A 24,735-nucleotide genomic window follows, 5' to 3' on the forward strand; every position below is an offset into this window, starting at 1 on the left:
TTATTAGAATTTTTAAAGGATAGCTGGATGTTTAAAGTAATCAAGCGCTTGCTGCTGTTAGTAGTGGTTTTAGGGCTGGCCGGTACTGCGGTTGTTTATGGTGTACTTAGTTTGAGTTTACCAGCGCTTGACGGCAAAGGTCATAGCGAAGCGATTAATGAGTCGGTCATTATTTCGCGTGATGTACTTGGTCAAGCTGTTATAAAAGCACAAAGCCACAACGATGCCGCTTATGGTTTGGGGTATGCGCATGGGCAAGACCGATTTTTTCAAATGGACTTACTCAGACGTAATGCCGCTGGTGAGTTGAGCGAAATTTTTGGTAAGGCGGCGCTAGCACTAGATAAAAAAATGCGTTTTCATCAATTGCGTAAACGCAGCCAAGTTATTTTAAAAAATCTTCCTGAGTCGGATAAGCAATTACTTAAAAGCTACGCTCAAGGGGTTAACGAAGGGTTAGCGCAAATAGGTTACTCAAGCTTTGAATATTTGCTCACTGGTGCACAGCAAAGGCCATGGCAAAGCGAAGACAGCCTATTAATAATTTTTAGTATGTATCTTGATTTACAAAGTGCCACCTTTGAGCGCGACCAAGCATTAATTCAAATTGAGCAGCAATACGGCAAACATATGCTCAAATTTTTAACGCAACCTAGTCAATACCAAGCTGCGCTTGATAGCAGCCAACTAGCACCTTACAGCGCAGGCATACCTAAACTACCAATACCCAAGCAACAAACGCAGCAATCATCCACTGTGCAATCATCAACACCAGCAATGTATGCATTTAATTCTTTTGCAGCAAGCCAAGAGCGCGGCAGTAATAACTGGGCAGTTACCGGCGCATTAACTACAACCGGAGCTGCTATGCTCTCCGATGACATGCACCTAGCAATGGCGGTGCCTGTTATTTGGTACAAAGCGCAACTAAATTATGTACATAACAATGTAAAAACCCAAGTTACGGGCGTATCGTTACCGGGTGCGCCAGCTATTGTAGTAGGCACTAATAATAATATCGCATGGGGGTTTACCAATGGTTATATTGATACCGCGGATTGGGTTGCGCTTACAAGTAACAATAAAACGTGGCAAGTAGATGAGCAAATTGCATTACCTAATAATGAAGCCGAAACTTACACACTTACCCTGAGCGAATATGGCCCGGTAAAATATATTAACGGGCAAGCTTATGCACTGAGCTGGACGGCGCATCAAAGTTATGCGGTTAATATGCAATTATTACAGCTCGAACAGGCTACCGAAGTTGATGATGCCCTTGCTATAGCCAGCGATGTAGGTATTCCGGTACAAAATTTAATTGTAGTTGATAGCCAAGGCAGTGCCGCATGGAAGTTAATGGGGGGAATTCCTGGGCGTAAAACACCCAGCGAGCTTAGTGTGAAAAGTACTGATTACTCGCCGCTTTGGTTGCAAAATGAAGCGCAGCGCCCCGTGGTTAAAAACCCAGTAAGTGGACGAATATGGACTGCAAACTCACGGGTGGTAAGTGCTCAGGATAACGAGCGCTTTGGTAACGGCGGATATTCACTTGGCGCGCGTGCAACACAAGTGCGCGACCGCTTGTTTGAAAAACAAAAATTTGTTGAGGACGATTTTTATCAATTACAGCTTGATAACCAAGCACGATTTTTAATTCCTTGGCACGCTTTATTGCTCAAGCAACTCAAAGCCGGTGAAGGTAATAACGCCGCGTATATTAGCGCTGTTGAAAACTGGCAGCAGTGCGCGTGTGCAAGCTCAGTAGGTTATACCTTGGTAAAGCATTATCGCGATGAAGTGATTAATATTACCTTTAGTACGTTGCAGCAAAGCTTAAGTGAGAAAAATGGCACGTTGAGCTACGTAAGGCGTGACTTAGAACCGGCAGTTTGGCAGCTTATTAACGCGCAACCAAGCAGTTGGCTCAATCCACAATTTTCAACTTGGGAGCAGCAGCTGCAGGGGGCATTTAGTCAAACTATTGCTAAACTCAGTACGCAATACGGTAATAACATTCAAGGCTGGCAGTGGGGCAAAGTAAACGAGCTGGTTATAGAGCATCCGTTTGCTAAACAAATACCAATACTTGCCCGCTTTTTAAATATGCCAAAAACGCCAGGGTTTGGTGATAGTTACATGCCAGCAGTGCAGGGGCGTAGCTTTGGTGCTTCACAGCGCTTTATTGTACAGCCCGGACATTTAGAAAACGCCATTTTAACCGTACCTGGCGGGCAGTCGGGGCACCCGTTATCAAACTTTTATCGTGCCGGTTTTAGTCAATATATTAATGCAGAAAACACGCCATTATTACCACAAGCGCTAGTACATCAAATAATAATATCGCCAAAAGGCAAGTAGCTGTTTAGTGAACTAAGCTAGAGCTTGTTTATCTTTCGAGATTAAATTTACAGCCGTATGTTTGGTTTTTAGGTAAGGCAGAGTCTATGTCGTGTAGTTATTCTTCATAAATAGACGATAATTAATTATAAATATAAGTGAGCACTAAAATGAAAAAATTACTTCCCGCATTAATCACTGGTTTGTTGTTAAGTAGTGCGGCTTATGCCGATGAAAGTGTAGTTAAAACGCAAAAACTGAGCGAGCATATTTATATGCTACTTGGTCAAGGAGGCAATATTGCTGTAAGTGTCGGCGACGATGGTATTTATATTATTGATGATCAATTTGCCAAGCTTTCAAGCGATATTAAAAAAACGATTAGCGATTTACAGCCCGGCAGTACTGAGTTTGTAATTAACACCCATCATCATGGCGACCACACCGGAGGCAACGAAAATTTTGCTAAAGCAGGTGCCCACGTTATTGCTCACGATAATGTGCATAAGCGCTTAGTAGCGGAGCATGGTGAAGGGTCAGATTTTTTACCACGGATTAGTTTTAGCCACGATTTAAAGCTGCACTTTAACAACGAACATGCTCATGTAATGCATTATCAGCATGCACATACTGACGGTGACGCAGTCATATTTTTTAACAAGGCTAACATTGTACACATGGGCGACATTTTCTTTAACTTTGGCAGCTTACCGTTTGTAGATGTAGACAGTGGTGGCAGTGTTGATGGTATTTTAGCGGCTGTAGATGACGTAGTGAAACAAATTGACGATAATACAAAAGTGATCCCAGGACATGGTCCGCTAAGCGATCGTTCAGGGCTGGTGGTGTATCGTAAGCTGGTGCAAAAAGCCAAAGATGTTATGCTTAAAGCAATGCAAAACAAGGCAAGCTTAGAGCAAGTACTTAACGCCGACCCATTGGCAGAGCTTGGCCTTGAATACGCTAGCTGGTTACCTAAAGAGCGTGTAACTACACTTTTTTATCGTAGTTTAAAACAATAAAAATGAATTAAGTAATAGCACATCAACTATTTTATTAAGCTGGGCGCATGTTCGGCTTTTTTATTCCCCATTCCTCAAGGAGTTGTGTATGACGGTAGAAAAAACCCATCTCGAAATTTGTAATTTAACTAAAGAGCAATACCCACAAATTAAAACCTTGATGGATCAAGCATACCCAGATTTAGGTGGTGCATGGCCTAGCCATACAATTTTTAGATTAATAGACCAGTTTCCAGAAGGGCAAATAGGCATTGTGGATGATGGTGTGCTGGTAGGCTTAGCATTAAGCGTGCAAGTAGACTATGCCCGCTTTTCTAACCCCCATACCTATGAAGACATAGCCGATGGTCATGACCGCGTATTTAGTGATACCGCTGGCGATGCACTGTATGGCTTAGATGTTGCGATTAGCGAAACGCACAGAGGTATGCGCCTTGGGCGTAGGCTGTACGATGCCCGAAAAGAATTGTGCCGCCAATACAACTTACGCGCTATTTTAGCGGGTGGTCGTATTCCGCGTTATTACAATCATAGTAATGAAATGACCCCAATGGAATATATAGCTAAAGTAGATCAAAAAGAGCTGTACGATCCTATCTTAAGTTTTCAGCTAGCAAACGATTTTCAAGTTAAACGCTTACTTAAAAAGTATTTACCCGAAGATCAAGAATCAGTAGGTTATGCCACATTACTGGAGTGGAATAACATATTGTACGAACCAACCGACACCGTTATTAATATAGTAAAGTCGATTGTGCGTGTAGGTGCGGTGCAGTGGCAAATGCGTAAGGTGGAGTCGGTAGAGGAAATGCTCAAGCAGGTCGAGTATTTTGTTGATACGGTTTCTGATTATCAAAGTGACTTTATTTTATTCCCTGAGTTTTTTAATGCCCCGCTAATGGGCTTAACTGAGCAAGTTAATCAAACCGAAGCGATCCGCAATTTAGCCGAGTACACAGAAACCTTTAAAAATGCTATGTCGCGTATGGCAATTGAATACAATGCCAATATTATTACCGGCTCAATGCCAGTAGCCGACGGGGATAAAATTTATAACGTCAGTTATTTATGTCACCGCAGCGGTAAAATAGATGAGCAACGTAAAATTCATATTACCCCGCATGAGCAAAATGACTGGGTTATTCAAGGCGGCGACAAAATAGCGGTATTTGAAACTGATGCTGGGCGTGTTGGTATTCAAATTTGTTACGATGTTGAGTTTCCAGAACTATCTAGAATTATGGCCAAAGAAGGCTTAGAAATTTTATTTGTACCTTTTTGGACTGATACTAAAAATAGCTATTTACGGGTACGTCATTGTGCTCAAGCACGCGCTATTGAAAACGAATGTTATGTGGTTATAGCAGGCTCTGTTGGTAACTTACCAGAAGTAGAAAGCCTAGATGTACAGTTTGCACAATCGGCAGTACTTACACCGTCTGACTTTTCATTCCCACATGATGCAACACTCAATGAGGCAACCACTAATACCGAAATGTTGTTATTTAGTGACCTTGATATGGATAAATTAAAAATTCTTCACAGCGAAGGGACAGTACGTAACTTAAAAGATCGACGTGAAGATTTATACGACATAATGCTAAAAAAAGTGAGCGACGATAAAAAGGTTAGTGCGGATAAGCAAAAAAGTAGCTTTTAATCACTACAAAATAGGTAGCTTATTAAAGTGTGAGCTGGTTAATTATCATTAATCTTGTTTATTGCTGTTAATGAATAAATTAGCTCGCTAAAATACCGCAAATTTTTAATAGAGTGAGTGCTTTAAGTGGCTTGGATGTATTTAATAATTGCGGGCTTGCTTGAAATTGGCTGGCCAATAGGCTTAAAAATTTCGCAACAAAGTGACAGCCGCTGGTTAGGTATTGGCATTGCGGTTGCATTTATGGTGGTTAGTGGTTTTATGTTGTGGCTAGCCCAACGTGATATTCCTATGGGTACATCTTATGCGGTATGGACAGGCATTGGCGCTGCTGGCACATTTATTGTGGGCATTTTGTTTTATGGTGATGCCGCCACTTTTGGCCGTATTGCCGGTGTATTAATGATTATTTGCGGTGTGATCACACTTAAAATAAGTCATTAAAAAGTAAACTCAACGCGGTTTAATCAAAAAAGCGCAGGCTTTTAATCCTGCGCTTTTTTTGCCAGTAATTAATTGGGCAGCATGACTAAAATAGCGGCAACAGCAATAAGTAATAACCCGGCGCTGTCTTGTTTTTTAAGCGGTTGTTTTAGCCACAGTACGGCAATGAGTATGGTAAAAAACACCTCTATTTGGCCAAGCGTTTTTACATAGGCAACATGCTGCAAGCTCATGGCGCTAAACCAACCAATAGAGCCCACACAGCTAAAAATACTAATCGCGACAGTTGTGCCCTTATATTGCCAAAGTTTACTGAGGGTGTGTGGCTCTTTTAATAATAAATAACCCAGCAATATTAGAGTTTGTAAGCTAATAACAAAAAGCAGTACCCAAGCAGCAGAGTGAGGAAATAATAGCCCTGAATTTAAACTGCCCTCACGTACCCATAATGAAGTAAGCGCAAAGCAAGTACCGCACGCAAGCCCTAATAAAGCTGTTTTGGCATCGAAGCGTTTAATGCTGGTTATACCGCTCATTAGCAGTACGGCAATAGCCCCTAAAAATACCCCCAACCAACCCAATAAGGTTAACGCCGAGCCAAAAAATAATACTCCTAAAATAGCGGCAACCAAAGCCTCACTTTTTGCAAGCCCAGCGCCCACAGCGTAATTATTCATTTTAAATAATTTAACCATTAAGCCAGTAGCAAGAATTTGCATAATACTTGCGCCAATAATAAAGCCCCAAAAAGCATTATTAAAACTAGGCATAGCGGTATCTTGGTATTGATATAAACCATACAAATACACAGCAGCAATAGGGCCTGCAACAATAAAACGCGATAGAGTAACGCCAGCTACGCTCACATTACTACTTAACTTACTTTGTAGTGCATTGCGCCACGCCTGCATAAAAGCGGCTAAAAAAGTGAAAAATACCCAAGTCATAATAACAATACAAAAATAATAGAGGGCGATAAGTTAACAAGGTATACAAAGTAAAGCGATAGTGCTTTAGGCTCAGCTGCGACAATATGCCGCAGTTTAACTGCCGTAAATTAGTTTATAGTTGGCTTGATGTTACTGTTTAGCCGTCAGGTGCTTATCTGGCGGCTTTTTTATAGTGGGTGTGTTATTTTAAATAATTAACAATAACAAAGAACCGTACTATGACTATTTTAATCGCTTGTGCTTTATTGGCCGTTGTAATGCCTTATTTAGCAAGAATACCCGCAGTAATCGAACTTAATAAATTGGGCGGCTACGACAACAAGCATCCGCGCCAACAACAAACTCAATTAACCGGTTTAGGAGCGCGCGCTTTAGCTGCACACCAAAACTGTTTTGAGTCGTTAGCAGTATTTGCCGTTGCACTTGCGGTGGTATTAGGCACTAATAATGTTAATGCGGTAACCGAAACCTTGGCGATGAGCCACATTGTAGCGCGTGTTTTATTTTGTGCTTTTTACTACCTTAACCTAGATATTATGCGCTCAATTATGTGGTTTGTTGGTATAAGTACAGCTATTGCAATGATTGCAGTGAGCTTTTAAATTTATTTTAAAACCCCAAAGCGTTTTAAAAGGCGCTTACTTTATAATATCGCTTTTATTAATTGCAATATATTGCCCTTGGGCAAGGTTTAGCGTTTGCAGGGTTAGCTCGCTAATTTGCTCGCGATACAAGTCAATTACCTTGTAACCACAATAGTGTGCCATTTTTCTAATTTGCCTATTAAGCCCTTGCTTTAAAATAATACTAAATTGTTTGTCTGCTATTTTTTCAACGCTACAGGGCAAGGTTATTTGCTTATCTACCGGTACACCTGCGGCCATTTTTGTACAAAACTCGGCATCAATGCTTTTATTAACGCTAACTAAGTAACGTTTTGGCTGGTGGAAGTCGGGATGAATTAGTTGGTTACACAACTCACCATCGTTGGTTAATATAAGCAAGCCACGGGAGTCTTTATCAAGACGGCCAATAGGGTAAACCCGCGTAATAGTAGGCAGGTGGTGATAAAGGCTAGCAGGGTCATTCTGATCAAGCTTGCAGTCAATACCTACAGGCTTATGATAAGCAAAATAAATTAACTCAGCAGTGCCTTTAATAATTTGCCCGTTAACTGTTATTTGGTCTTGCTCATCAACATGGTCAATATGATTAGCCGGGCGGTTATTTACTATCACTGCACCTTCGTCAATTAAGCGTGAGGCTTGTTTACGCGAGCAAACACCAGCATGGGCAATGTATTTAGCGAGTCGAATTTTGGTGCTCATAAATGGTTGCTGTTAGTCATTGGCAAAAGTGTGCAGCAGATTATAGCAAAGCTGCCAAGTAAACATTACTGAAGGTGGGTAAATAGCTATAAATTTAGTGTTAGGCGCTACAGAATATGCATTTTTATAAGCAGCTGTTGGTTTAATAATTTTTAATTTTATAAATATTAGAGGCGTTAATGTATCAATTATATGCAAATAATGACGATTGCTTAAATCAGGCGCTTCGTCAAAAAATAGTGGCGTTTAATAGCGCGCATTTTGATGCTGAGCGTATGCCTATGGGTTATCAGTTTTTAGACGCACAAGAGGAATTGGTCGCTGGAATTAGTGGCTGTGTATTTGGTAATTGGTTGCAGATAAATTGGCTTTGGTGCAGCGAGTTAGTACGTGGCAATGGCTTGGCGACTAAGTTATTAGTCGCACTTGAAGCGGCTGCAGTTGAGCTTGGGGCAACGAGGGGGCAGCTCGATACGCTTGATTTTCAAGCCAAGCCTTTTTATGAAAAGCACGGTTACCAAGTTAAGTATCAACTTAATAATTATCCGCGCACGGGTACTCGCTATTTTATGGAAAAATCGCTTATTTAACCCTTGCAGGGTGATTAAATAGCTTTAAGTGGCTCGCCAGTAAAGGTTACGCCTAAAAACGGGGTCACTTCAGGAGCAAGCATAAAGGTGCGAATATTCATATGATCGCTACCTTTGGGGTTGTTAAGCACATCTTGATGATAAAACTGACCAAAGCAATCGAGCGTATTTTGTTTACTAAGTTGGTTTAGTTTTGCAAAAGCGAAAATTTTGCAAGAACCATTGTTCTCGCTCGCAGCACTAAGTAAACCATGATTATTAAATGCGCAAGGGGTGAAGCGGTAATGTGTATCGATAATTGCCATAGTGTCGGTAAATTCGATGCTTTTTGGCTCATTTGCCAATTTTTCTAGGTAGTCACTTAGAGTCACTTTCTGTCCTTAGGATTATTTTTATACTTAACTCTAACCTATCTGTTTACTGATTTATATTAAACTAGTACACGTGCACTTAAATTAAGTGTGATAAGGCATTAATGTTAGTTATTTCAATATCGGCAAGGCCTTTGTAAGTATAGTTGGCAGCTTGGTTATTTAACCATACAGATTGGCAGCCGGCATTATTAGCGCCTTGCACGTCGCTATCTAGGCTGTCACCAATGTGTAAAATAGCTTTGTGTGGCACCTGTAAATGTGTAGCTGCTTGATCAAACAAGTTATTGTGCGGTTTAGCTTTACCGTGTAAACCCGCTTGCAGTACCAAGTTAAATTTATTATTTAAATTAAACTGGCTCACATCGGCATTGCCGTTGGTTATGGCTATAAGGGTAAAGCGAGTAGCGAGCTTATCGAGTAAGTTCAGTACGTCATCGGTCACGGTTATATTACTGCGAGCTTGAGCAAATACCTTGTACGCAGCACTTGCAAAGTGTTTTGCGTCGTCGGCATTAAAGCCTTGCTTAGCAAGAAGTAAGCCCAGTGTTTGCAATCGCCACTGCGTTACATCTTCAATTAATTTTGGCTGCTGTTGCAGTGCACAATCACGACAATGCAGCCATTGCTGCAAGCCCTGATGTTGATAACCCGGCAGGGTATTTAAATAATCAGTTTGCGCTTGTACGGCGGCTTTTATAATTGGGCGATTGTCGTAAAGGGTATCGTCTAGGTCGAAGCTTAATACCGACACAGGTGCAATGGCACGATTAAAGCGGATCATATTATGGTTTCCTAATCAGTTCGCTTTTTTGCCCTTGGGTGCGTGTTGTCGTACACCTTGGCTAAATGCTGAAAATCTAAATGAGTATACACTTGAGTGGCCGACAAACTACTGTGCCCGAGCAGTTCTTGTACCGCGCGTAAATCGCCAGATGACTCTAAAATATGCGAAGCAAACGAGTGGCGCAATTTGTGCGGATGCACTTGCGAGCTAATGCCTTGCTTGATGCCCCATTCTTGCATTCTTAAACGTACTTGGCGTACCGAAATGCGATTTTTTTTGCTACTTAAAAACACCGCCACTTCGTCAGGGTTTGCAAATTGAGGGCGTATTATGAGCCATTTTTTTAGCGCGTTTAACGCTTTACTGCCTACCGGAATTAAGCGTTCTTTATTGCCTTTACCGCGTACTAATATTTCACCATTTGCGGCGCTTATATCTTGTAGGTTAGCACCAACTAATTCGCTAATACGTAAACCTGATGAGTACATAAGCTCCATCATGGCTTTATCTCTAATGGCCAGAGGTTCGTCGTCGGGTATTTCGAGCAAGCGTGCCATTTGATCTACATCGAGATTTTTAGGTAAAGGCTTAGCAAACTTAGGCCCTTTTATGCCTACCGCTGGGTTATGGTAATGCGCTTGTTTAGCAATATTTTTGGCTTTTAAGAATTTATATAAACTGCGAATACAACTGAGCTTTAAACTAATAGTGCGGCCACTTAATTGTTTTGAGCGCAGTGCCATGCTGTAACGGCGAATATGCTCACCCTGTACGCTAAACCAGTCGTCGCAGAGTTTACTAAAGTAAAGCGCTGCAAAGCCAAGCTGGCTGACATATTGGTTAACAGTGTGCGCTGAGTACTGCCTTTCAAATTTTAAATAGTCGCTAAATAAAGTAATAGGCGTGCGCCAGTTATCGCTTAAGTCGCTGATATTTGGCGCAGGGTTGTCAATCATGCAAGTTCCAGCAACCTTGACTGCAGAGCGACTACAAAGTCTAGTACAAAAAGGGTGTCTTGTGCGGGCTCAAAGTGGTTGGCGTTGTTGCTGGCAAAAGCCAAAATAGCAATTGGCTTGTTAATATCACCAATTAAATAAATAGCCGTTGATTGCGCCGTATCGCTAAATAACAAATCTCGTTCTTGCTGATTAATACGCCCTAAATAGTGCCCTGAATTACTCAGGCGATGCTCAACAAGTTGAGCATATTTAGTGTCGTACTTTACTAACCGACAGTCGCTAATAGCTGGATTGCTACAAATAATATCTTGTAAGTTACTGGCAAGCGCATCGAAGTCGTTATTACTGCAAAGCTGTTGATGGCATAGGCTAAATAAGCGATACACTTGCTCATTTTGTGCAGCGTATTTGCTCATGCTGGCAATTTGATTTTTTAACAACGTATTGTGCTCGCGCAATTGCCGCTGCTGAATATGCACCAAAGATGTTGCACCTTGGGCTTGTTGTTGCAGCTCAAGCTGAGCAAGTAGCTCAGGGTGCTGAATTAAAAAATCAGGGTGGTGTTGTAAATAATCTACCACTTGCTGCGCGTTTAGCTCACTCATAGTGCCACTTGTCCATCAAACACATGCTCTGCTGGGCCGGTCATACGTACTGGGTGGCCTTCACCGTTCCAGCGAATTTGTAAACTGCCACCGGGTAAGTCTACTTGTACTGTGCTGATTAATTTATTTTGAATAAACCCAATAACCATTGCTGCACAAGCGCCTGTACCACATGCTAATGTTTCGTTTACACCGCGCTCCCACACTCGTAATTTAATATGCTCTTTGGAAATAACTTGCATAAAACCAATATTAGCTCGCTGCGGAAAACGCTCATGGTTTTCAAGTAACGGACCCAAAATATCAACTTGTGCGGTAGTAATATCGTCAACTTCTAATACACAATGTGGGTTACCCATAGAAACCGCGCCACTAAAAACAGTATGCTCTTCGGTACGAATAATATAGGTCAGTTCGCGCTTGGTTGCTTTGAGTGGGATTTTACTTGGCTCAAAATTAGGATGGCCCATATTTACAGTTACTTGGCCGTCTTTTTCTATGTATAGGGTTAAATTACCCGACTTAGTAGACACAGTGATTTTGTGTTTATTGGTAAGGCCTTTCATACGTACAAAGCGGGCAAAGCAACGTGCGCCATTGCCGCATTGCTCTACTTCGGTGCCATCGGCATTAAAAATACGGTAATGAAAATCGAGATCAGGGGAGTATGGTGCTTCAACCATTAGCAGTTGGTCAAAGCCAATGCCAAAATGGCGATCGGCCAGTTTTATTATTTGATCTCGCGACAAAAAAACGTTTTGTGTAATATTATCAATCACAACAAAGTCGTTGCCTAAGCCGTGCATTTTGGAAAAATTAACTAACATAGCGCTCTAATTCGGTTTTGCTCTGCGCTAATCATGCCACAGAGCAGGGACTTACAAAAACGTTTAAGGTAAAATTTTCTCACCTTGATACAGGCTCTCTATGGTTTCGCGTTCGCGAATAAGATGATGTTGACTGCCATCTACCATTATTTCTGCAACACGCGGACGAGAGTTATAATTTGAACTCATAGTAAAGCCATAAGCACCGGCACTTCTTTGTACCAGTAAGTCGCCTTGTTTAAGTGCTAACTCGCGGTCTTTACCTAAAAAGTCACCAGTTTCGCAAACAGGGCCAACAATATCAAAGTTATGAGTAGGGGTTTCGTCGTCGCGTACCGATACCGGAATGATTTTTTGCCATGCTTGATAAAGCGCTGGGCGCAGCATGTCGTTCATGCCTGCATCAACAATAGCAAAGTACTTATCTTGGTTTTGTTTAATAAATTCAACTTGAGTAACTAAAACTCCTGCGTTAGCAGCAATGGCGCGACCGGGTTCAAATATAAGCTCAAGGTGGCGATAATTAACTAGGCGCTCAGTAACTTGCGCTGCATATTCGCTAGGGTGCGGAGGTTGCTCGTCATTATAAGTTACCCCTAAACCACCGCCTATATCTAAATGGGTAAGCTCGATGTTACACGCTTTTAATTCATCTATTAGCGTTAGTAGCTTATCAAGTGCTTCAAGAAAAGGTCTGGTTTCGGTGAGTTGCGAGCCAATATGGCAATCAACGCCAATAATGTTTAATCCAGGCAGTGAAGCGGCATGCTGATACACGCTCACAGCTGTTTGAATATCTATACCAAACTTGTTTTCTTTTAAGCCGGTAGAAATATACGGATGCGTTTTTGCATCTATATCGGGGTTAACGCGAATAGAAATAGGCGCTGCTAAATTTAGCTCACAGGCCACTTCTGAAATACGTTCTAGCTCCGAGACCGACTCAACATTAAAGCATTTAATTCCGAGCTTTAATGCATAGGCTATTTCGTCTGCTGTTTTAGCCACACCCGAAAACACCACTTTGGAGGCGTCGCCACCGGCTTTAATTACTCGCGCCAGTTCACCCTTAGATACAATGTCGAAGCCCGACCCTAAACGCGCTAATATATTGAGTACCGCAATATTAGAGTTGGCTTTAACGGCGTAGCACACCAGGGATTTATGGTTTTTAGTAGCATTAGCAAAGGCTAAATAATGGCGCTCAAAGGTGGCTCGCGAATAAACGTAGCATGGCGTACCATATTGCTGAGCAATACTTGCAATGCTTACGTCTTCAGCAAATAATTGATTGTTTTTATAATTAAAAAAATCCATTTATTGCTCCTGCTTTTTAGGTGTATTAGTTTGCTCAGTTTGAGTTGCTGGATTAGCTACGTCTTGAGGTTTATTTTGTTCTGCTTTTTGCTCTGGCAAATAGAGCGGACCGCTTTGACCACAGCCAGCTAATGCGCTTAGCAGTACAGTGCTTATTAATAGTTGCTTAAATTGTGAAGTATGTATCGCTTTCATTAGATTAATAGTGTTGCTGGCTTTATAATCGCAGAGTAACAGAATATCTAAAAAATGCAGCTATTCGCGGATGATTTTATTCCTGTTACACTAGCTGTACAAAAACGCACCCACTATTAGGCGGCTCGCCTGCAAAGGAAATTAACCATGACTGATCATGAATATCACCAATTAGCCGAAGCACTTATGTTCACAATTGAAGAACAAGTTGATGATTGTGAAGCAGATTTAGATTATGAGTCGGCACAAGGTATTTTAGAACTAATTTTTCCTGACAACAGTAAAATTGTGATTAACAAGCAAGCACCTTTACACCAAGTATGGGTTGCGACTAAGTTTAACGGACATCATTTTGAATTACGTGGTGATAAGTGGATAGATAATCGCTCTGGCGCAGAGTTTTGGCAGTTTATTAACGAGGCATCAACTCGCCAAGCTGGCCAAGACGTTAAATGGCAATCATCGTTATGAGTTTAGAGTTTGTAGAATATCCGGCTCAAGGTGAGCATAAAGCAACCGTTATTTGGTTGCACGGTTTAGGTGATTCGGGGGAAGGTTTTGCACCCGTAGCACCACAGTTACAATTACCAAATGAACTAGGGCTGCGATTTATTTTTCCGCACGCGCCTGTGCAACCGGTCACCATAAATGGTGGCATGGAAATGCGTTCTTGGTATGATATTAAATCAATAGAATTAGATAAACGTGCCGATGAGCAAGGTGTAAGAGATTCTGCCGCTAAAGTAGAGCAACTTATTAACCAAGAAATAGCCAATGGTATTGCTGCTGATAAAATTATTTTAGCGGGTTTTTCCCAAGGTGGCGTTGTAGCCTTGCATTTAGCCCCACGTTTTGAGCAAAAGCTGGCGGGTGTAATGGCGCTTTCAACCTATATGTGTGTACCAGAAAAGCTGGCAGATGAAGCACTACACACAGATTTAAATATTTTTATGGCGCATGGCAGTCAAGATAATGTAGTACCGCCTAGTGCAGGTAAAAGTGCGTTCGAAGTATTAACAGCACTTAGCATGGATGTAAGCTGGCAAGAGTACCCTATGGCTCACCAGGTTTGCGCAGAAGAACTGCAAGCTATTCGCCATTGGTTAATTGCTCGCTTAAGCTAATAATGGAGCCGCTGAGGTTAAAATGAGTCAAAAAATAGTTATTAAAGCAAATGTTAAACGCGAACCACAAGAAAGTGTAACTACACTAACCTACGAGTGGAATTGGCGTCGTATTGTGAGTATTTCTATGCTGCTACTCATGACCTCTGCTGCCGTTATATATGGCTTAACTAGCGCCGTTAGTGCCGAGCAGGACGAACACCCAAATGAGCCAGAGGATAGAGTGTTGGCGCAAAGTAACGATATAAGCCAGCGTGCTGTTACTTCATTACAAACAACGCAAGTAGAGCTAAGTACCTCGGCAACAGTTGCGTCACAAAACAGTGAAAGTGAGTTGTTAGTTGCGCCTATTAATTTAGTTGCAGAGCAAAAAGTAGCAGAGCCTGATAAAGTAGCAGCGGCAGAGTTACCCGTAATCCCGCAAGCTGAGGCTAAAAACAACTCACCAGAGCCAGTTAATATTGAGCAAGTACCTACTACCGATTTATTAGTTGATACAGATGTTGCCGCTATTAGTGATACTGCACTCTCTAGCACGCAGGGCTTTGCCCCTTTAGCGCAGCTAGCGAGTGTGGCACTTGGCGCGCAAATAGATACCGATAAAATAAGCCGAGCAGTGCTTACACGTAAAGTAAGCAAGCGAGAGCCGGTAAATGTATTTGCTGCAGATATTCGTTTAAGTCAATTTGACGAGACGTTATCGTTTTTTAGTGAGCTAAAAAACTTACAAGGCCAACAGGTAAAGCATGTATGGTTTTTTGAGGATGATATTGTGGCTGAAATTGAGTTAGATATAACATCCTCTCGTTATCGTACGTATTCGACCAAGAATATAATGGACTCGCAAATAGGCCAATGGCGGGTTGATGTAATTGATGAGCAAGGCCAATTAATTGCTCAAAAAGAATTTAGAATATTAGCTGATTGAGCCAGCTAAATTGCAATTATTAAGTGAGTATTTTTTATGACCCAAACAACAAATATAGTGCGTATTGCTACTCGTAAAAGTGCATTGGCACTTTGGCAAGCTGAATTTGTAAAGGCGCAATTAGAGCATTATCACCCAGGTATTTTAGTAGAATTAGTGCCTATGTCGACCCAAGGCGATATTATTTTAGATACCCCTTTAGCTAAAATTGGTGGTAAAGGTTTATTTGTTAAAGAGCTTGAACAAGCCATGCTAGAAGGGTTGGCCGATATGGCCGTGCACTCGATGAAAGATATGCCTGTAGAGTTTCCAGAAGGGTTAACACTACACACTATTTGTGAGCGCGAAGATCCACGTGACGCCTTTGTATCAAATAACTTTGCCAATATTGACGAGCTGCCACAAGGTGCAATTGTGGGCACTTCAAGCTTACGTCGTCAGTGTCAAATACGCGCATCACGTCCAGATCTAAAAATTCATGACCTTCGCGGTAACGTAAATACACGCTTAGCAAAATTAGATTCAGGCCAATACGACGCAATTATTTTAGCAGCAGCAGGCTTGATCCGTTTAGAAATGAAAGACCGCATTCGTGCTTATATTGAGCCTGAAGTGTCATTGCCTGCCAATGGACAAGGTGCTGTAGGTATTGAGTGTCGTACTGATGACGAAGCAATAAAAGCATTACTTGCTCCACTGGAGCACAGCGAAACACGTATTCGGGTAAATGCCGAGCGCGCAATGAACCGCCATTTAGAAGGTGGGTGTCAGGTGCCAATAGGTGCTTATGCGCTAGTTAACGGCGATCAAGTACACTTACGTGGTTTAGTAGGCGCAATCGATGGTAGCGAAATTTTACGTGATGAAGTTAGCGGCCACGTTAATGACGCAGAAAAACTAGGGGTTGAGCTGGCTAAAATGTTATTGGCTCAAGGTGCAGACAGAATATTAGCTGAAGTATATAGAGACGCGTAATGTTAAATATCTTGATAACTCGTCCCCAAGGAAAAGGCGCAGCCCTTGCACAACAACTTGAGCAAGCGGGTTATCAAGCGTCTTTATTTCCCGTATTAAAAATAGAGTATTTAACCCCCGATAGTATTGAGCTCAGCCCATTAACTAATGCCGATAAAATTATTTTTGTGTCGCAAGATGCAGTTTTGGCGCTGAGTGAATTAAAGCCAGATATTAATATAAAAGCGCAATTTTATGGGGTTGGCCAACAAACAGCCGACACTATTTATGAGGTGTTTGGCGTGCGAGCGGCTGTTCCTAAACAGCACGACTCAGAGGGGTTATTAGCGCTTAAATCGCTTGCCGATGTTGATAGCTGTAATATTGTATTGGTTAAAGGAATAGGGGGACGTCCTGATATAGCTAAAACACTAAAGCAGCGTGGTGCCTTTTTAAATAACTGCGTAGTGTATCAGCGTACTCCCATAGACCCTGAGCCTAACAACTGGATAGACCACTGGCAAAGCCAGAATGTACACGGTATAGTCATAACAAGTAATGCGGCGGTTGATGCTATTTTTAAAAACCTTGCTGCACCCCAAAGACAATGGTTACAACAGTGCCGATTTTATGTAGCTAGTGAGCGTATAGGCGCTTATTTACAGCAGCATCAGGTAAGTTCGGCTAATATACATATTGCAGCAGGAGCTAGCGATAACGCTATGTTTACCTGCATTAATCAGCAAGGTAGCAAAATGAGCGAACAGTCAGTACCGTCAACGGTAGATAAAGCAGCGCAAAAAACGACTAATGCAACAGCCAACAATGGCAAAGCTACGGCTAAAAGCGATACGCTTAAAGCAACTGATAAGGCTGACAATACTAAGCAACGAGTAAGTAAAGTCGGGAGCTTAGCACTTATTATTTCGCTAATTGTTGCCTCTGGAGTTGGCTTTGAGTTTTATCAAAAGCTCAACGCGAGCAAGACGCAAAGCTTAGCTGTTAATCAGTTAAATGAGCAAAATAAATTACTACAACAAGAGCTGCAAGCACTTAAGTTAGCTCAAGCTAATTTGCAACAGACACTATTAACGTCTGAGCAAAAAGTAACAGCTGCAATGCGCGAAAGTACTACAAAAAACCAGCAAGAACTAAAGGCTGCCTTACAACAAGCGCAGCAGCAAGGCTCGTCTTTAAATCCACAAGAAGTTACCAGCTTGCAGCGCATGGCTGAGTTTAAGTTGTGGGCCGAAAACGACTATCAAGGAACTAGCGCTGTATTAAAACGTTTAGATGCTTTACTTAGCGATCACCCCGGTACTATTACAGTGCGCCAAGCCATTACACAAGATATACAAACCTTAGATGCCATAAAACCAATTGCCGTTGAAGCTATTTATTTACAGCTTAGTAGTGTGCTGAAAAATATTGATGAATTGGTATTTAATGCGGTGAACCTGCCTGAAGAAGTAGCAAAAATTGATGACAAGGTATTAAGTGAAGATCTTAGCGATTGGCAGCAAAACTTAAAAAATAGTTGGGATCAATTTTTAGATGGTTTTATTACTATTCGTCATCGTGAAGGCGTTGCTATAGAGCCATTATTAAGTGAACAACAGCGACACCTGGTAAATCAAAGAGTTAAGCTTTATATAACGCAAGCGCAAGATGCATTATTGAGCAAGCACGCCAGTGTTTACTTTGCAGCACTAAGCGAAGCAAAACGTTTAGTGGCTGAATACTTTAAACAAGATGATGATGTTACAAAAATGGTTTTAAAGTCGCTGTCTAATCTAGAAAAAGAGCAGCTAAACTTTAACCCTAAAGTAAACTTACAAAGCACGCAGCAAGTTAAGGAGTGGGCAAAATGATAGGGTTGATCATTTTAATTATTGCACTTGTTGTGGTGTTAGCAGCAGCCCCTTTTTTATTGGACGAAAAAGGCTATGTACTAATTTCGTTTAACAACACCACAATTGAAGGCACAATAGTTTCGTTTGCCGTGCTAACAATCGCAGTATTAGTCGTTAGTTATTTAACCTATAAACTCGTGCGTTATTTATTCTCTATTTATCGCAATACTAAGCATAGTTTTTTTGCTCGTAGCCAAGGGCGCAAGCAAGCTGCAATTGAGCAGGCGCTATGGAGTGTAATTAATGACGACTATGCACAAATAGAGCAGGCGCTATCTAGCAAGGTACCCGATCAGTATCAAGATATACGTTTAGCACTGCTTGCTAAGGCGGCACTAGCTAATAATCAAACCGACAAAGCCCTTGAGTACTTATTTGATATAAACCCAGAGCAGCAACTAAAAGTAGCAAAACTATGGCTAGCTAGTGGTAATAGTAGCGCTATAGAGTCGCAACTACGGGTTATTGCAGAATCGAAAAAAGCGACAGCACTTGAGCTAAAAATTTACACCGAAGTGCTAGTGCAGCAACAACATTTTAGTGCTTTAGAAGCATTTTTACCGCGTCTTTTACGCAAAAAAGTACTAACAAATGAGCAGTGGCATCGCGTTTTTAATGCCTATTTTGCCTCATTTCCTGTTGATGAAGTAACAGCTAAATATAAGCAGTTACCTAAAAAGCTACATAGCTACGCCTACAGCGCTTATTTAACGCAAATGGCTGCTGCAGGGCAGTTAAGCGTAATTGAAAATGACTTAATAAAAATGGTTAAGCATGAAGAACAACATGCACAATTAGCTAACATATTAAGTAAAGCAACAACGGCAAATGCCCGTAAATTACAAACGAGTATTCAAGATCGACTTAAAAAAGATGAGCAAAATAACTCATTACTGCTCGCTTTGGCTTGTCTTGCTAATGCGCAAGGTGATTACGACCTAGCGGCAAGGGTGTTTGATAAAGCACTAAATAATGAAAATAAAAAACAATATATGCAGCAAGCAAAGTTAAGTTATGAAAAAAGTGCACAACTAGATAAAGCATTGGTACTTTATAAATAATGAGTTACATTTAATAAACACCATTTAATATTGCAAGGAGCAAAAGGCGATGAAAGGTTTGTTTAAATTGTCTTTTAGCTTAGCTTGCGCTTACTTTATTACAGGCTATTTTAGTAATTTATTGCTTGCTATAGATGGTTTCGCTGTGGCTTCTTGGCCCCCTGCGGGCATAGCTGTAGCAAGCTTTTTGTTATGGGGCCGTAAGTCTTTTTTAGGTATTTTTGTTGGTGCATTACTTACTAGCTTAATTCACCTTGATAATGTTGTTGATATATTAAACTGGCAAGTTTTTTTCCAAGCCGCTGCAATTGCTATCGCTGTTGTTTTTCAAGCATGGCTTGGCGCGCAAATAATAATTAAAGTTATTAAAGCCCCCCTCGATTTATCGTCACTAAAACATAGTGTACAAAGCTTAATTATAGCCGGCCCTGTATGTTGTATTATTGGTGCTAGTGTCGGCACCAGCTTACTTGTTTTTAATAATATAATTGCTCAACATGCCGCGCTAGATAGTTTTATTGCGTGGTGGATTGGCGACAGTATTGGGGTGCTCATTTTTACGCCATTGATGCTGGCTGCATTTAATTACTCAGTGATGCGATACCGGCTACAAGTTATCCTGCCTTCTTTACTTATTTACATTCTTATTAGTGTTAGCTTTTATGGTGCTGCCAGTGTTAAAAAAGAAAAAAACATTCAAAAACAAGAGATAAAAACATTAGCTGTACAAGACTCAATTACTCATAAATTAGATGAAATCTCTGCACACTTGGCTTTACTGGCTACTTTTTTTTCGAGCAGTGAAGATGTGAGCTTTAAAGAGTTTCGGCAATTTACGGCAAAACAGTTAAGCTACAGCGAAGAAATATTGGCGTTTGAATGGGTACCGTATGTTCCTAAAAGTGCGCTGTTAGAATATCAACAAATGACGCAACTAGCCGATGTTGAACATTTTTTTGTAAAAGAAAAATCACCAACCAACCAATGGCAAGCCGTTGCTGAGCGAGATGTATATTATCCAATTAGGTACGCATACCCATTAAAAGGCAATGAAGATGCTATTGGCTTTGATTTAGCATCAAACGACTTTATGCAAGAGGCATTAAATAAGTCAAAAACGCTTAACGAAATGGTCATTAGCCAACCGGTTAAGTTGGTGCAAAATCAGGCTGAGTTAGGGGTGTTATTTTTGCATCCTGTATTTGGAAGTATAGAGACTGAAGATGACTTTAAAGGTTTTGCCGTTGCGGTAGTGAGCTTAAAAAAACTATCGCAGTCGTTGCTTTTTGATCATGAAAACTTAGTTACAGCAAGCTTTTTAGATATTAACAATACCAATAATACCCACGCTATTTATATTGCCAACAACGAGTCAATGGACTTGTTAAAGTCCTACCAGCTACTCATTGGTAACCGTATGTGGCAGGTTGAGTTACACGAGCCCTTAGTTACAACCTCCTGGTTAATATATTGGTTGGCACAAATAGTGGGGATGCTGTTTGTTTGGTTACTGGTAGCATTTTTAATTTCTGTTACAGGCACAAATGTTCAAATACGCGAGCAAGTTGCTAGGCAAACGCGCACATTACGCCAAGGAAAGCAAAAAGCTGATGAAGCGAGTCAAATAAAAAGCCAGTTTTTAGCGAATATGAGCCACGAAGTGCGCACGCCAATTAATGGTATTAAAGGCTTACACTACTTAGCGTTACAACAAAATGATTGGCAACAAGCCCGTACTTACATAGAGCAAGCTGATGGTGCGTTAGGGGTGTTACTTAGAGTATTAAATGACTTACTCGATTTTTCTAAAATGGAGGCAGGTAAACTTGATTTAATGCAAGAACCCGTAGATATAGGGCGCTTGGCTGAAGAGATAATTAACTTAATACAATTTGAAGTAAATGTTAAGTCGTTAGAAATAAAGCTAGATTATGATAAAAATACAAACTTGATGATTAACACCGATGCTATTCGTTTAAAGCAAGTGCTACTAAATTTACTCAATAATGCGGTTAAATTTACTGCTCAAGGGAGTATTACACTGAAAATTTGGCAATCGAAAACCATGACCTATTTAAGTGTAAGCGATACAGGTATTGGTATTAGTAAAGAGGCACAAAAGAAATTATTTAGGCCTTTTGCTCAAGCAGATAACTCTACGTCACGCCAATATGGCGGTACAGGGTTGGGCCTCAGTATTTGTAAAAAGCTAGTTGAGCTTATGGGTGGCGCTATAGATTTAAAAAGCACTGCAGGGCAAGGTTCAACATTTACCTTTAGTTTACCGCTTAACTCCCCTTTACCTAAAGTAGAGAAAAGTGAGCAAAGCTTTAGTGACGTGGAAATAGAAAACGTATCATTTGCGAACAGCGCAGTACTTTTAGTTGAGGATAACCCGTTAAACCAACATGTAGCCACTGCCATTTTAAAAACCAAAGGGTGTGTTGCTGATATTGCTAATGATGGCTTTGCCGCAATTGAAATGTTAACTGAAAAAAGTTACGACATTGTCCTTATGGACATTCAAATGCCCAAAATGGACGGCTTACAAGCAACCAAGGTAATACGTAATGAGCTAGGCTTATTAGATTTGCCTATTATAGGTTTATCGGCTAATGCCCATGATGACGATGTTAAAAAAGCGCTTGCCTGTGGAATGAATAGCTATATAACGAAACCAATAGATGCGAATATTTTGTTTAAAGCTCTTTGGCATTATTTAGCGGCGATAGAAAAATAAAATCATCTGCTTTTTTGCATAAAAAGCAGACATATGGCCTCAAAAGTATATTTTAAATAAACTAGACTTGAATTATTACTATAGCTGCGTATTATGCGCGCAATTTTAACCTAACTGAGTTGCTACTATGATCAATAGAAAACTACCTTTGCTAGATATTCATCGCCATTTAGATGGTAATGTACGAGCGCAAACCATATTAGAACTTGGTCGTCAGTTTAATATAACTTTGCCTGCTGATAACGTTGCAGCACTTATCCCTCATGTACAAGTCATTGATCCTGAGCCAAACCTGATGGCATTTTTACAAAAATTAGATTGGGGTGTAACTGTATTAGGTGACTACGATGCTTGTAGACGTATAGCGATTGAAAATATTGAAGATGCACAAGCCCAAGGGCTTGATTATGTTGAGCTGCGCTTTAGCCCTTACTACATGGCACAAAGCCAAGGTTTACACCCTCAAGGTGTGGTTGAGGCGGTAATTGATGGCATTAAGTCGGCAACCAAAGGCGCTAATGTAAAAGCTAATTTAATTGGTATTTTATCACGCACTTATGGCGTAAAAGTTTGCCAACAAGAGCTTGATGCCTTACTCGCTTTTAAAGACGATTTAGTGGCTGTAGATTTAGCCGGTGATGAAATTGGTTTTCCGGGTGAGTTATTTGTAGAGCATTTTAAGCAAGTACACGACGCATACTTAGCAGCAACAATTCATGCCGGTGAAGCACTAGGTGCCCCAAGTATTTGGCAAGCAATTAACGAGCTAGGTGCGAGCCGTATAGGCCATGGCGTTAAAGCAATTGAAGATATTGAATTAATGAACTATCTGCGCGATAAGCGTATTGGTATTGAGTCGTGCTTAACTAGTAATATACAAACCAGTACCGTAAATGATTTAGCTCAGCATCCGCTAAAACAGTTTTTAGATCATGGTATTTTGGCTTGTATTAATACCGATGATCCAGCGGTTGAAGGTATTGAAATTGAACACGAATACTTAGTGGCAGCGCCACAAGCTGGTTTATCACAAGCCGATATAGAAAAAGCGCAAGCTAATGCGCTTGAAATAGCCTACTTAAGTTACAGCGATAAAAAAGCACTGCTAACAATGGCAAGTACGCGCTAATTTAATATTATTAGTATAAAAAATGCCGCTATTAATAGCGGCATTTTTGTATCTAAGCAACCAGAGTTCAGGTGAAGTATTTATAAATTAGTGTTTTTAGTGTGTTTGACAAGCTAGGTAGTTATCGTAAAGGGCTTTGAGAATATCGGCTCTGCTGATCATTCCTATTACTTTTTCGCCGTCAACCACAGGGTAGTTTTTCGGTTTACCGGGTCTCATTTGCTCAGCAAGTTCAATAATGTTGGTGTCGCCATTTACAGTCACGACTTCTGTTTGCATTAGTTGCGATACTTTCACCACCCCATCACAAAAATAACTGCTTTGCATGAGTGGTTTAAGCAGCTCTTGCTCAGAGATAAAGCCAACTAAAAATTTATTGCTATCGAATACTGGGGCACCAAGTAATTTAAATTTTTGCAGCTCTGCAATGGCAGTGGTCATTTCGGTATCTGGGGTAATGTTTGGCAACTTGTGTTGCATAAAGTCTTTTACTTTTGTATTTAGCATATGGGTCTCTCCCGCTGAATGTTCTATACAAAGTATGGTTTATAGATCGACTTTTAGGAAATTGTTTATGTTGATGATGTTGATAGATTTTAACTATTAATTATTTATTGTTATAAAAACAATTAAGGCACCTATTTAGATGCCTTAATATTTGAAATGAGAGCGTTAAGTGCAATTATTTAATAAATGCAAACGCATCTGCGTACATGTTTTCGCGAATAGCACCATGAGCAATAAAATCGTCACGAACTATGCCTATCATGTCAAAACGTCCAGCCATGTAAATATCGTAAGGCGCTAGCGATACTATATCTTGCATTACGGCTTTGTGTACATAACCGGTATGTCCTTGCCAATCAGCCGATGGGTTTTCTACTACCGGAATAAACTGAAAGTTTTTGTGGCTATCGGCCCACACTTGCATTTCGCGGTGTGCATAAAGTGCCGATTCTTCTCTTACGCCCCAGTATAATAATACCGGGCGGTCGCAGCTAATTTCAGCTAGGTGATCAGCCATTGATTTTGCATATGAAAACCCAGTACCGCCAGCAAGTAAAATAATTGGACGTTCACACTGTAAACGAAGTTGCGATATACCTAAGCCTGCTTCTATCTCTATTAGCTGCTTTTCGTTAAGTGCATTGCGTAAATGTTCAAGCGACTGCATTGCATATGTATCGGTTCCCGAAGCGCCAATATGTAACTCTATTTGATCGCATTGTGAAGGGCGGCTGGCAATCGAAAATGCACGCTTGTCATTTTCGCTCAATACAAGATGCATGTATTGGCCTGCTTCAAACGAAACCGGTTGTTGTGGTTTTAAAATTACTTTATGAACAAATTCTGTAAGTGGGCTGATAGCAACAACTTCAGCTTTTAATGTTTGCATTTTTTACCTTTTAGCAGCGCTTTTCATAGCAGATACGCAATAGAATGTGTTGATTCTAGCATATCTGCAGGGTTGTTTTATAGCCTATTGGTCTA

At 40.8% G+C, this 24,735-nt stretch carries 25 protein-coding genes; 14 read left to right on the plus strand and 11 right to left on the minus strand.

The window, feature by feature from the left end; all coding sequences use genetic code 11:
- Positions 1-27: 27 nt before the first annotated feature.
- The 4 genes from H5079_RS13235 (at position 28) to H5079_RS13250 (ending at position 5,466) form a co-directional block, all read left to right on the plus strand.
- On the plus strand, positions 28-2,361 hold the full coding sequence (locus H5079_RS13235) for a penicillin acylase family protein (protein WP_182684263.1): 2,334 nt from the start codon (positions 28-30) through the stop codon (positions 2,359-2,361).
- Between the two features lie 149 nt (positions 2,362-2,510).
- The gene (locus H5079_RS13240) at positions 2,511-3,362 is read left to right on the plus strand and encodes an MBL fold metallo-hydrolase (RefSeq protein WP_011326807.1); all 852 of its coding nucleotides are present in this window, start codon (positions 2,511-2,513) and stop codon (positions 3,360-3,362) included.
- 88 nt (positions 3,363-3,450) lie between these two features.
- Positions 3,451-5,022: a bifunctional GNAT family N-acetyltransferase/carbon-nitrogen hydrolase family protein gene (locus tag H5079_RS13245; protein WP_011326808.1), complete on the plus strand. Its 1,572-nt coding sequence runs from the start codon at positions 3,451-3,453 to the stop codon at positions 5,020-5,022.
- A gap of 126 nt (positions 5,023-5,148) precedes the next feature.
- Positions 5,149-5,466, plus strand: a complete 318-nt coding sequence (locus H5079_RS13250) for a multidrug efflux SMR transporter (protein ID WP_041454308.1) — start codon at positions 5,149-5,151, stop codon at positions 5,464-5,466.
- A gap of 68 nt (positions 5,467-5,534) precedes the next feature.
- Here H5079_RS13250 and H5079_RS13255 read toward each other — a convergent pair whose 3' ends face one another.
- Positions 5,535-6,413 (minus strand): DMT family transporter, encoded by an 879-nt coding sequence (locus H5079_RS13255; protein WP_179807257.1) that lies wholly within the window; start codon positions 6,411-6,413, stop codon positions 5,535-5,537.
- Positions 6,414-6,634: 221 nt separating this feature from the next.
- Here H5079_RS13255 and H5079_RS13260 point away from each other — a divergent pair, with 221 nt between their 5' ends.
- Entirely contained in the window at positions 6,635-7,018 is a 384-nt protein-coding gene (locus H5079_RS13260; RefSeq protein WP_086997040.1) for an MAPEG family protein, read from the plus strand.
- A 36-nt stretch (positions 7,019-7,054) separates the two neighbouring features.
- Here the strand turns inward: H5079_RS13260 and H5079_RS13265 are convergent, their stop codons facing one another.
- Positions 7,055-7,744 (minus strand): pseudouridine synthase, encoded by a 690-nt coding sequence (locus H5079_RS13265; RefSeq protein ID WP_011326812.1) that lies wholly within the window; start codon positions 7,742-7,744, stop codon positions 7,055-7,057.
- Between the two features lie 179 nt (positions 7,745-7,923).
- Here H5079_RS13265 and H5079_RS13270 point away from each other — a divergent pair, with 179 nt between their 5' ends.
- Positions 7,924-8,334, plus strand: a complete 411-nt coding sequence (locus H5079_RS13270) for an N-acetyltransferase (protein WP_179807256.1) — start codon at positions 7,924-7,926, stop codon at positions 8,332-8,334.
- 14 nt (positions 8,335-8,348) lie between these two features.
- Here H5079_RS13270 and H5079_RS13275 read toward each other — a convergent pair whose 3' ends face one another.
- The 7 genes from H5079_RS13275 to H5079_RS13305 all read right to left on the minus strand — a co-directional run bounded on the left by H5079_RS13275 (position 8,349) and on the right by H5079_RS13305 (position 13,395).
- Positions 8,349-8,705 (minus strand): HopJ type III effector protein, encoded by a 357-nt coding sequence (locus H5079_RS13275; RefSeq protein ID WP_011326815.1) that lies wholly within the window; start codon positions 8,703-8,705, stop codon positions 8,349-8,351.
- 79 nt (positions 8,706-8,784) lie between these two features.
- Positions 8,785-9,489, minus strand: coding sequence for an HAD-IA family hydrolase (locus H5079_RS13280; RefSeq protein WP_011326816.1), 705 nt, complete (start codon positions 9,487-9,489; stop codon positions 8,785-8,787).
- An 11-nt stretch (positions 9,490-9,500) separates the two neighbouring features.
- Complete coding sequence (locus tag H5079_RS13285) at positions 9,501-10,445, minus strand: tyrosine recombinase XerC (RefSeq protein ID WP_182684271.1); 945 nt, start codon at positions 10,443-10,445, stop codon at positions 9,501-9,503.
- Complete coding sequence (locus tag H5079_RS13290; RefSeq protein ID WP_182684264.1) at positions 10,445-11,056, minus strand: DUF484 family protein; 612 nt, start codon at positions 11,054-11,056, stop codon at positions 10,445-10,447. The genes H5079_RS13285 and H5079_RS13290 overlap by 1 nt, the downstream gene beginning before the upstream one ends.
- The gene (gene dapF, locus H5079_RS13295) at positions 11,053-11,883 is read right to left on the minus strand and encodes a diaminopimelate epimerase (protein WP_011326819.1); all 831 of its coding nucleotides are present in this window, start codon (positions 11,881-11,883) and stop codon (positions 11,053-11,055) included. The genes H5079_RS13290 and dapF overlap by 4 nt, the downstream gene beginning before the upstream one ends.
- Positions 11,884-11,946: 63 nt before the next feature.
- Entirely contained in the window at positions 11,947-13,200 is a 1,254-nt protein-coding gene (gene lysA, locus H5079_RS13300) for a diaminopimelate decarboxylase (RefSeq protein ID WP_011326820.1), read from the minus strand.
- Positions 13,201-13,395 carry an LPS translocon maturation chaperone LptM gene (locus tag H5079_RS13305; RefSeq protein WP_011326821.1) on the minus strand — a complete coding sequence of 65 codons (195 nt, stop codon included), beginning with the start codon at positions 13,393-13,395 and terminating at the stop codon, positions 13,201-13,203. It abuts the gene before it with no gap.
- A gap of 147 nt (positions 13,396-13,542) precedes the next feature.
- Here H5079_RS13305 and cyaY point away from each other — a divergent pair, with 147 nt between their 5' ends.
- From cyaY to add, 8 genes are all read left to right on the plus strand, one after another.
- Positions 13,543-13,866 carry an iron donor protein CyaY gene (gene cyaY, locus H5079_RS13310; protein WP_011326822.1) on the plus strand — a complete coding sequence of 108 codons (324 nt, stop codon included), beginning with the start codon at positions 13,543-13,545 and terminating at the stop codon, positions 13,864-13,866.
- Entirely contained in the window at positions 13,863-14,519 is a 657-nt protein-coding gene (locus H5079_RS13315) for an alpha/beta hydrolase (protein WP_041454309.1), read from the plus strand. The genes cyaY and H5079_RS13315 overlap by 4 nt, the downstream gene beginning before the upstream one ends.
- A 22-nt stretch (positions 14,520-14,541) precedes the next feature.
- Positions 14,542-15,447 (plus strand): DUF2914 domain-containing protein, encoded by a 906-nt coding sequence (locus tag H5079_RS13320; protein ID WP_182684265.1) that lies wholly within the window; start codon positions 14,542-14,544, stop codon positions 15,445-15,447.
- Positions 15,448-15,483: 36 nt separating this feature from the next.
- On the plus strand, positions 15,484-16,422 hold the full coding sequence (gene hemC, locus H5079_RS13325; RefSeq protein ID WP_011326825.1) for a hydroxymethylbilane synthase: 939 nt from the start codon (positions 15,484-15,486) through the stop codon (positions 16,420-16,422).
- Positions 16,422-18,272, plus strand: coding sequence for a uroporphyrinogen-III C-methyltransferase (locus tag H5079_RS13330; protein WP_011326826.1), 1,851 nt, complete (start codon positions 16,422-16,424; stop codon positions 18,270-18,272). Before hemC ends, H5079_RS13330 begins: the two co-directional genes overlap by 1 nt.
- Entirely contained in the window at positions 18,269-19,375 is a 1,107-nt protein-coding gene (locus tag H5079_RS13335; protein ID WP_011326827.1) for a heme biosynthesis HemY N-terminal domain-containing protein, read from the plus strand. The genes H5079_RS13330 and H5079_RS13335 overlap by 4 nt, the downstream gene beginning before the upstream one ends.
- 49 nt (positions 19,376-19,424) lie before the next feature.
- Positions 19,425-22,115, plus strand: coding sequence for a CHASE domain-containing protein (locus H5079_RS13340; RefSeq protein WP_182684266.1), 2,691 nt, complete (start codon positions 19,425-19,427; stop codon positions 22,113-22,115).
- Between the two features lie 127 nt (positions 22,116-22,242).
- A complete protein-coding gene (add, locus tag H5079_RS13345) occupies positions 22,243-23,244 on the plus strand; it encodes an adenosine deaminase (protein ID WP_011326829.1) in 1,002 nt (333 codons plus the stop codon).
- Between the two features lie 96 nt (positions 23,245-23,340).
- Here the strand turns inward: add and H5079_RS13350 are convergent, their stop codons facing one another.
- Positions 23,341-23,751, minus strand: coding sequence for a CBS domain-containing protein (locus H5079_RS13350; protein WP_011326830.1), 411 nt, complete (start codon positions 23,749-23,751; stop codon positions 23,341-23,343).
- 175 nt (positions 23,752-23,926) lie between these two features.
- Entirely contained in the window at positions 23,927-24,640 is a 714-nt protein-coding gene (gene fre / locus H5079_RS13355) for an NAD(P)H-flavin reductase (RefSeq protein ID WP_179807250.1), read from the minus strand.
- Positions 24,641-24,735 lie beyond the last annotated feature (95 nt).

It is taken from the genome of Pseudoalteromonas sp. SG44-5 (genome assembly GCF_014164175.1).
Lineage (GTDB): Bacteria > Pseudomonadota > Gammaproteobacteria > Enterobacterales > Alteromonadaceae > Pseudoalteromonas > Pseudoalteromonas nigrifaciens.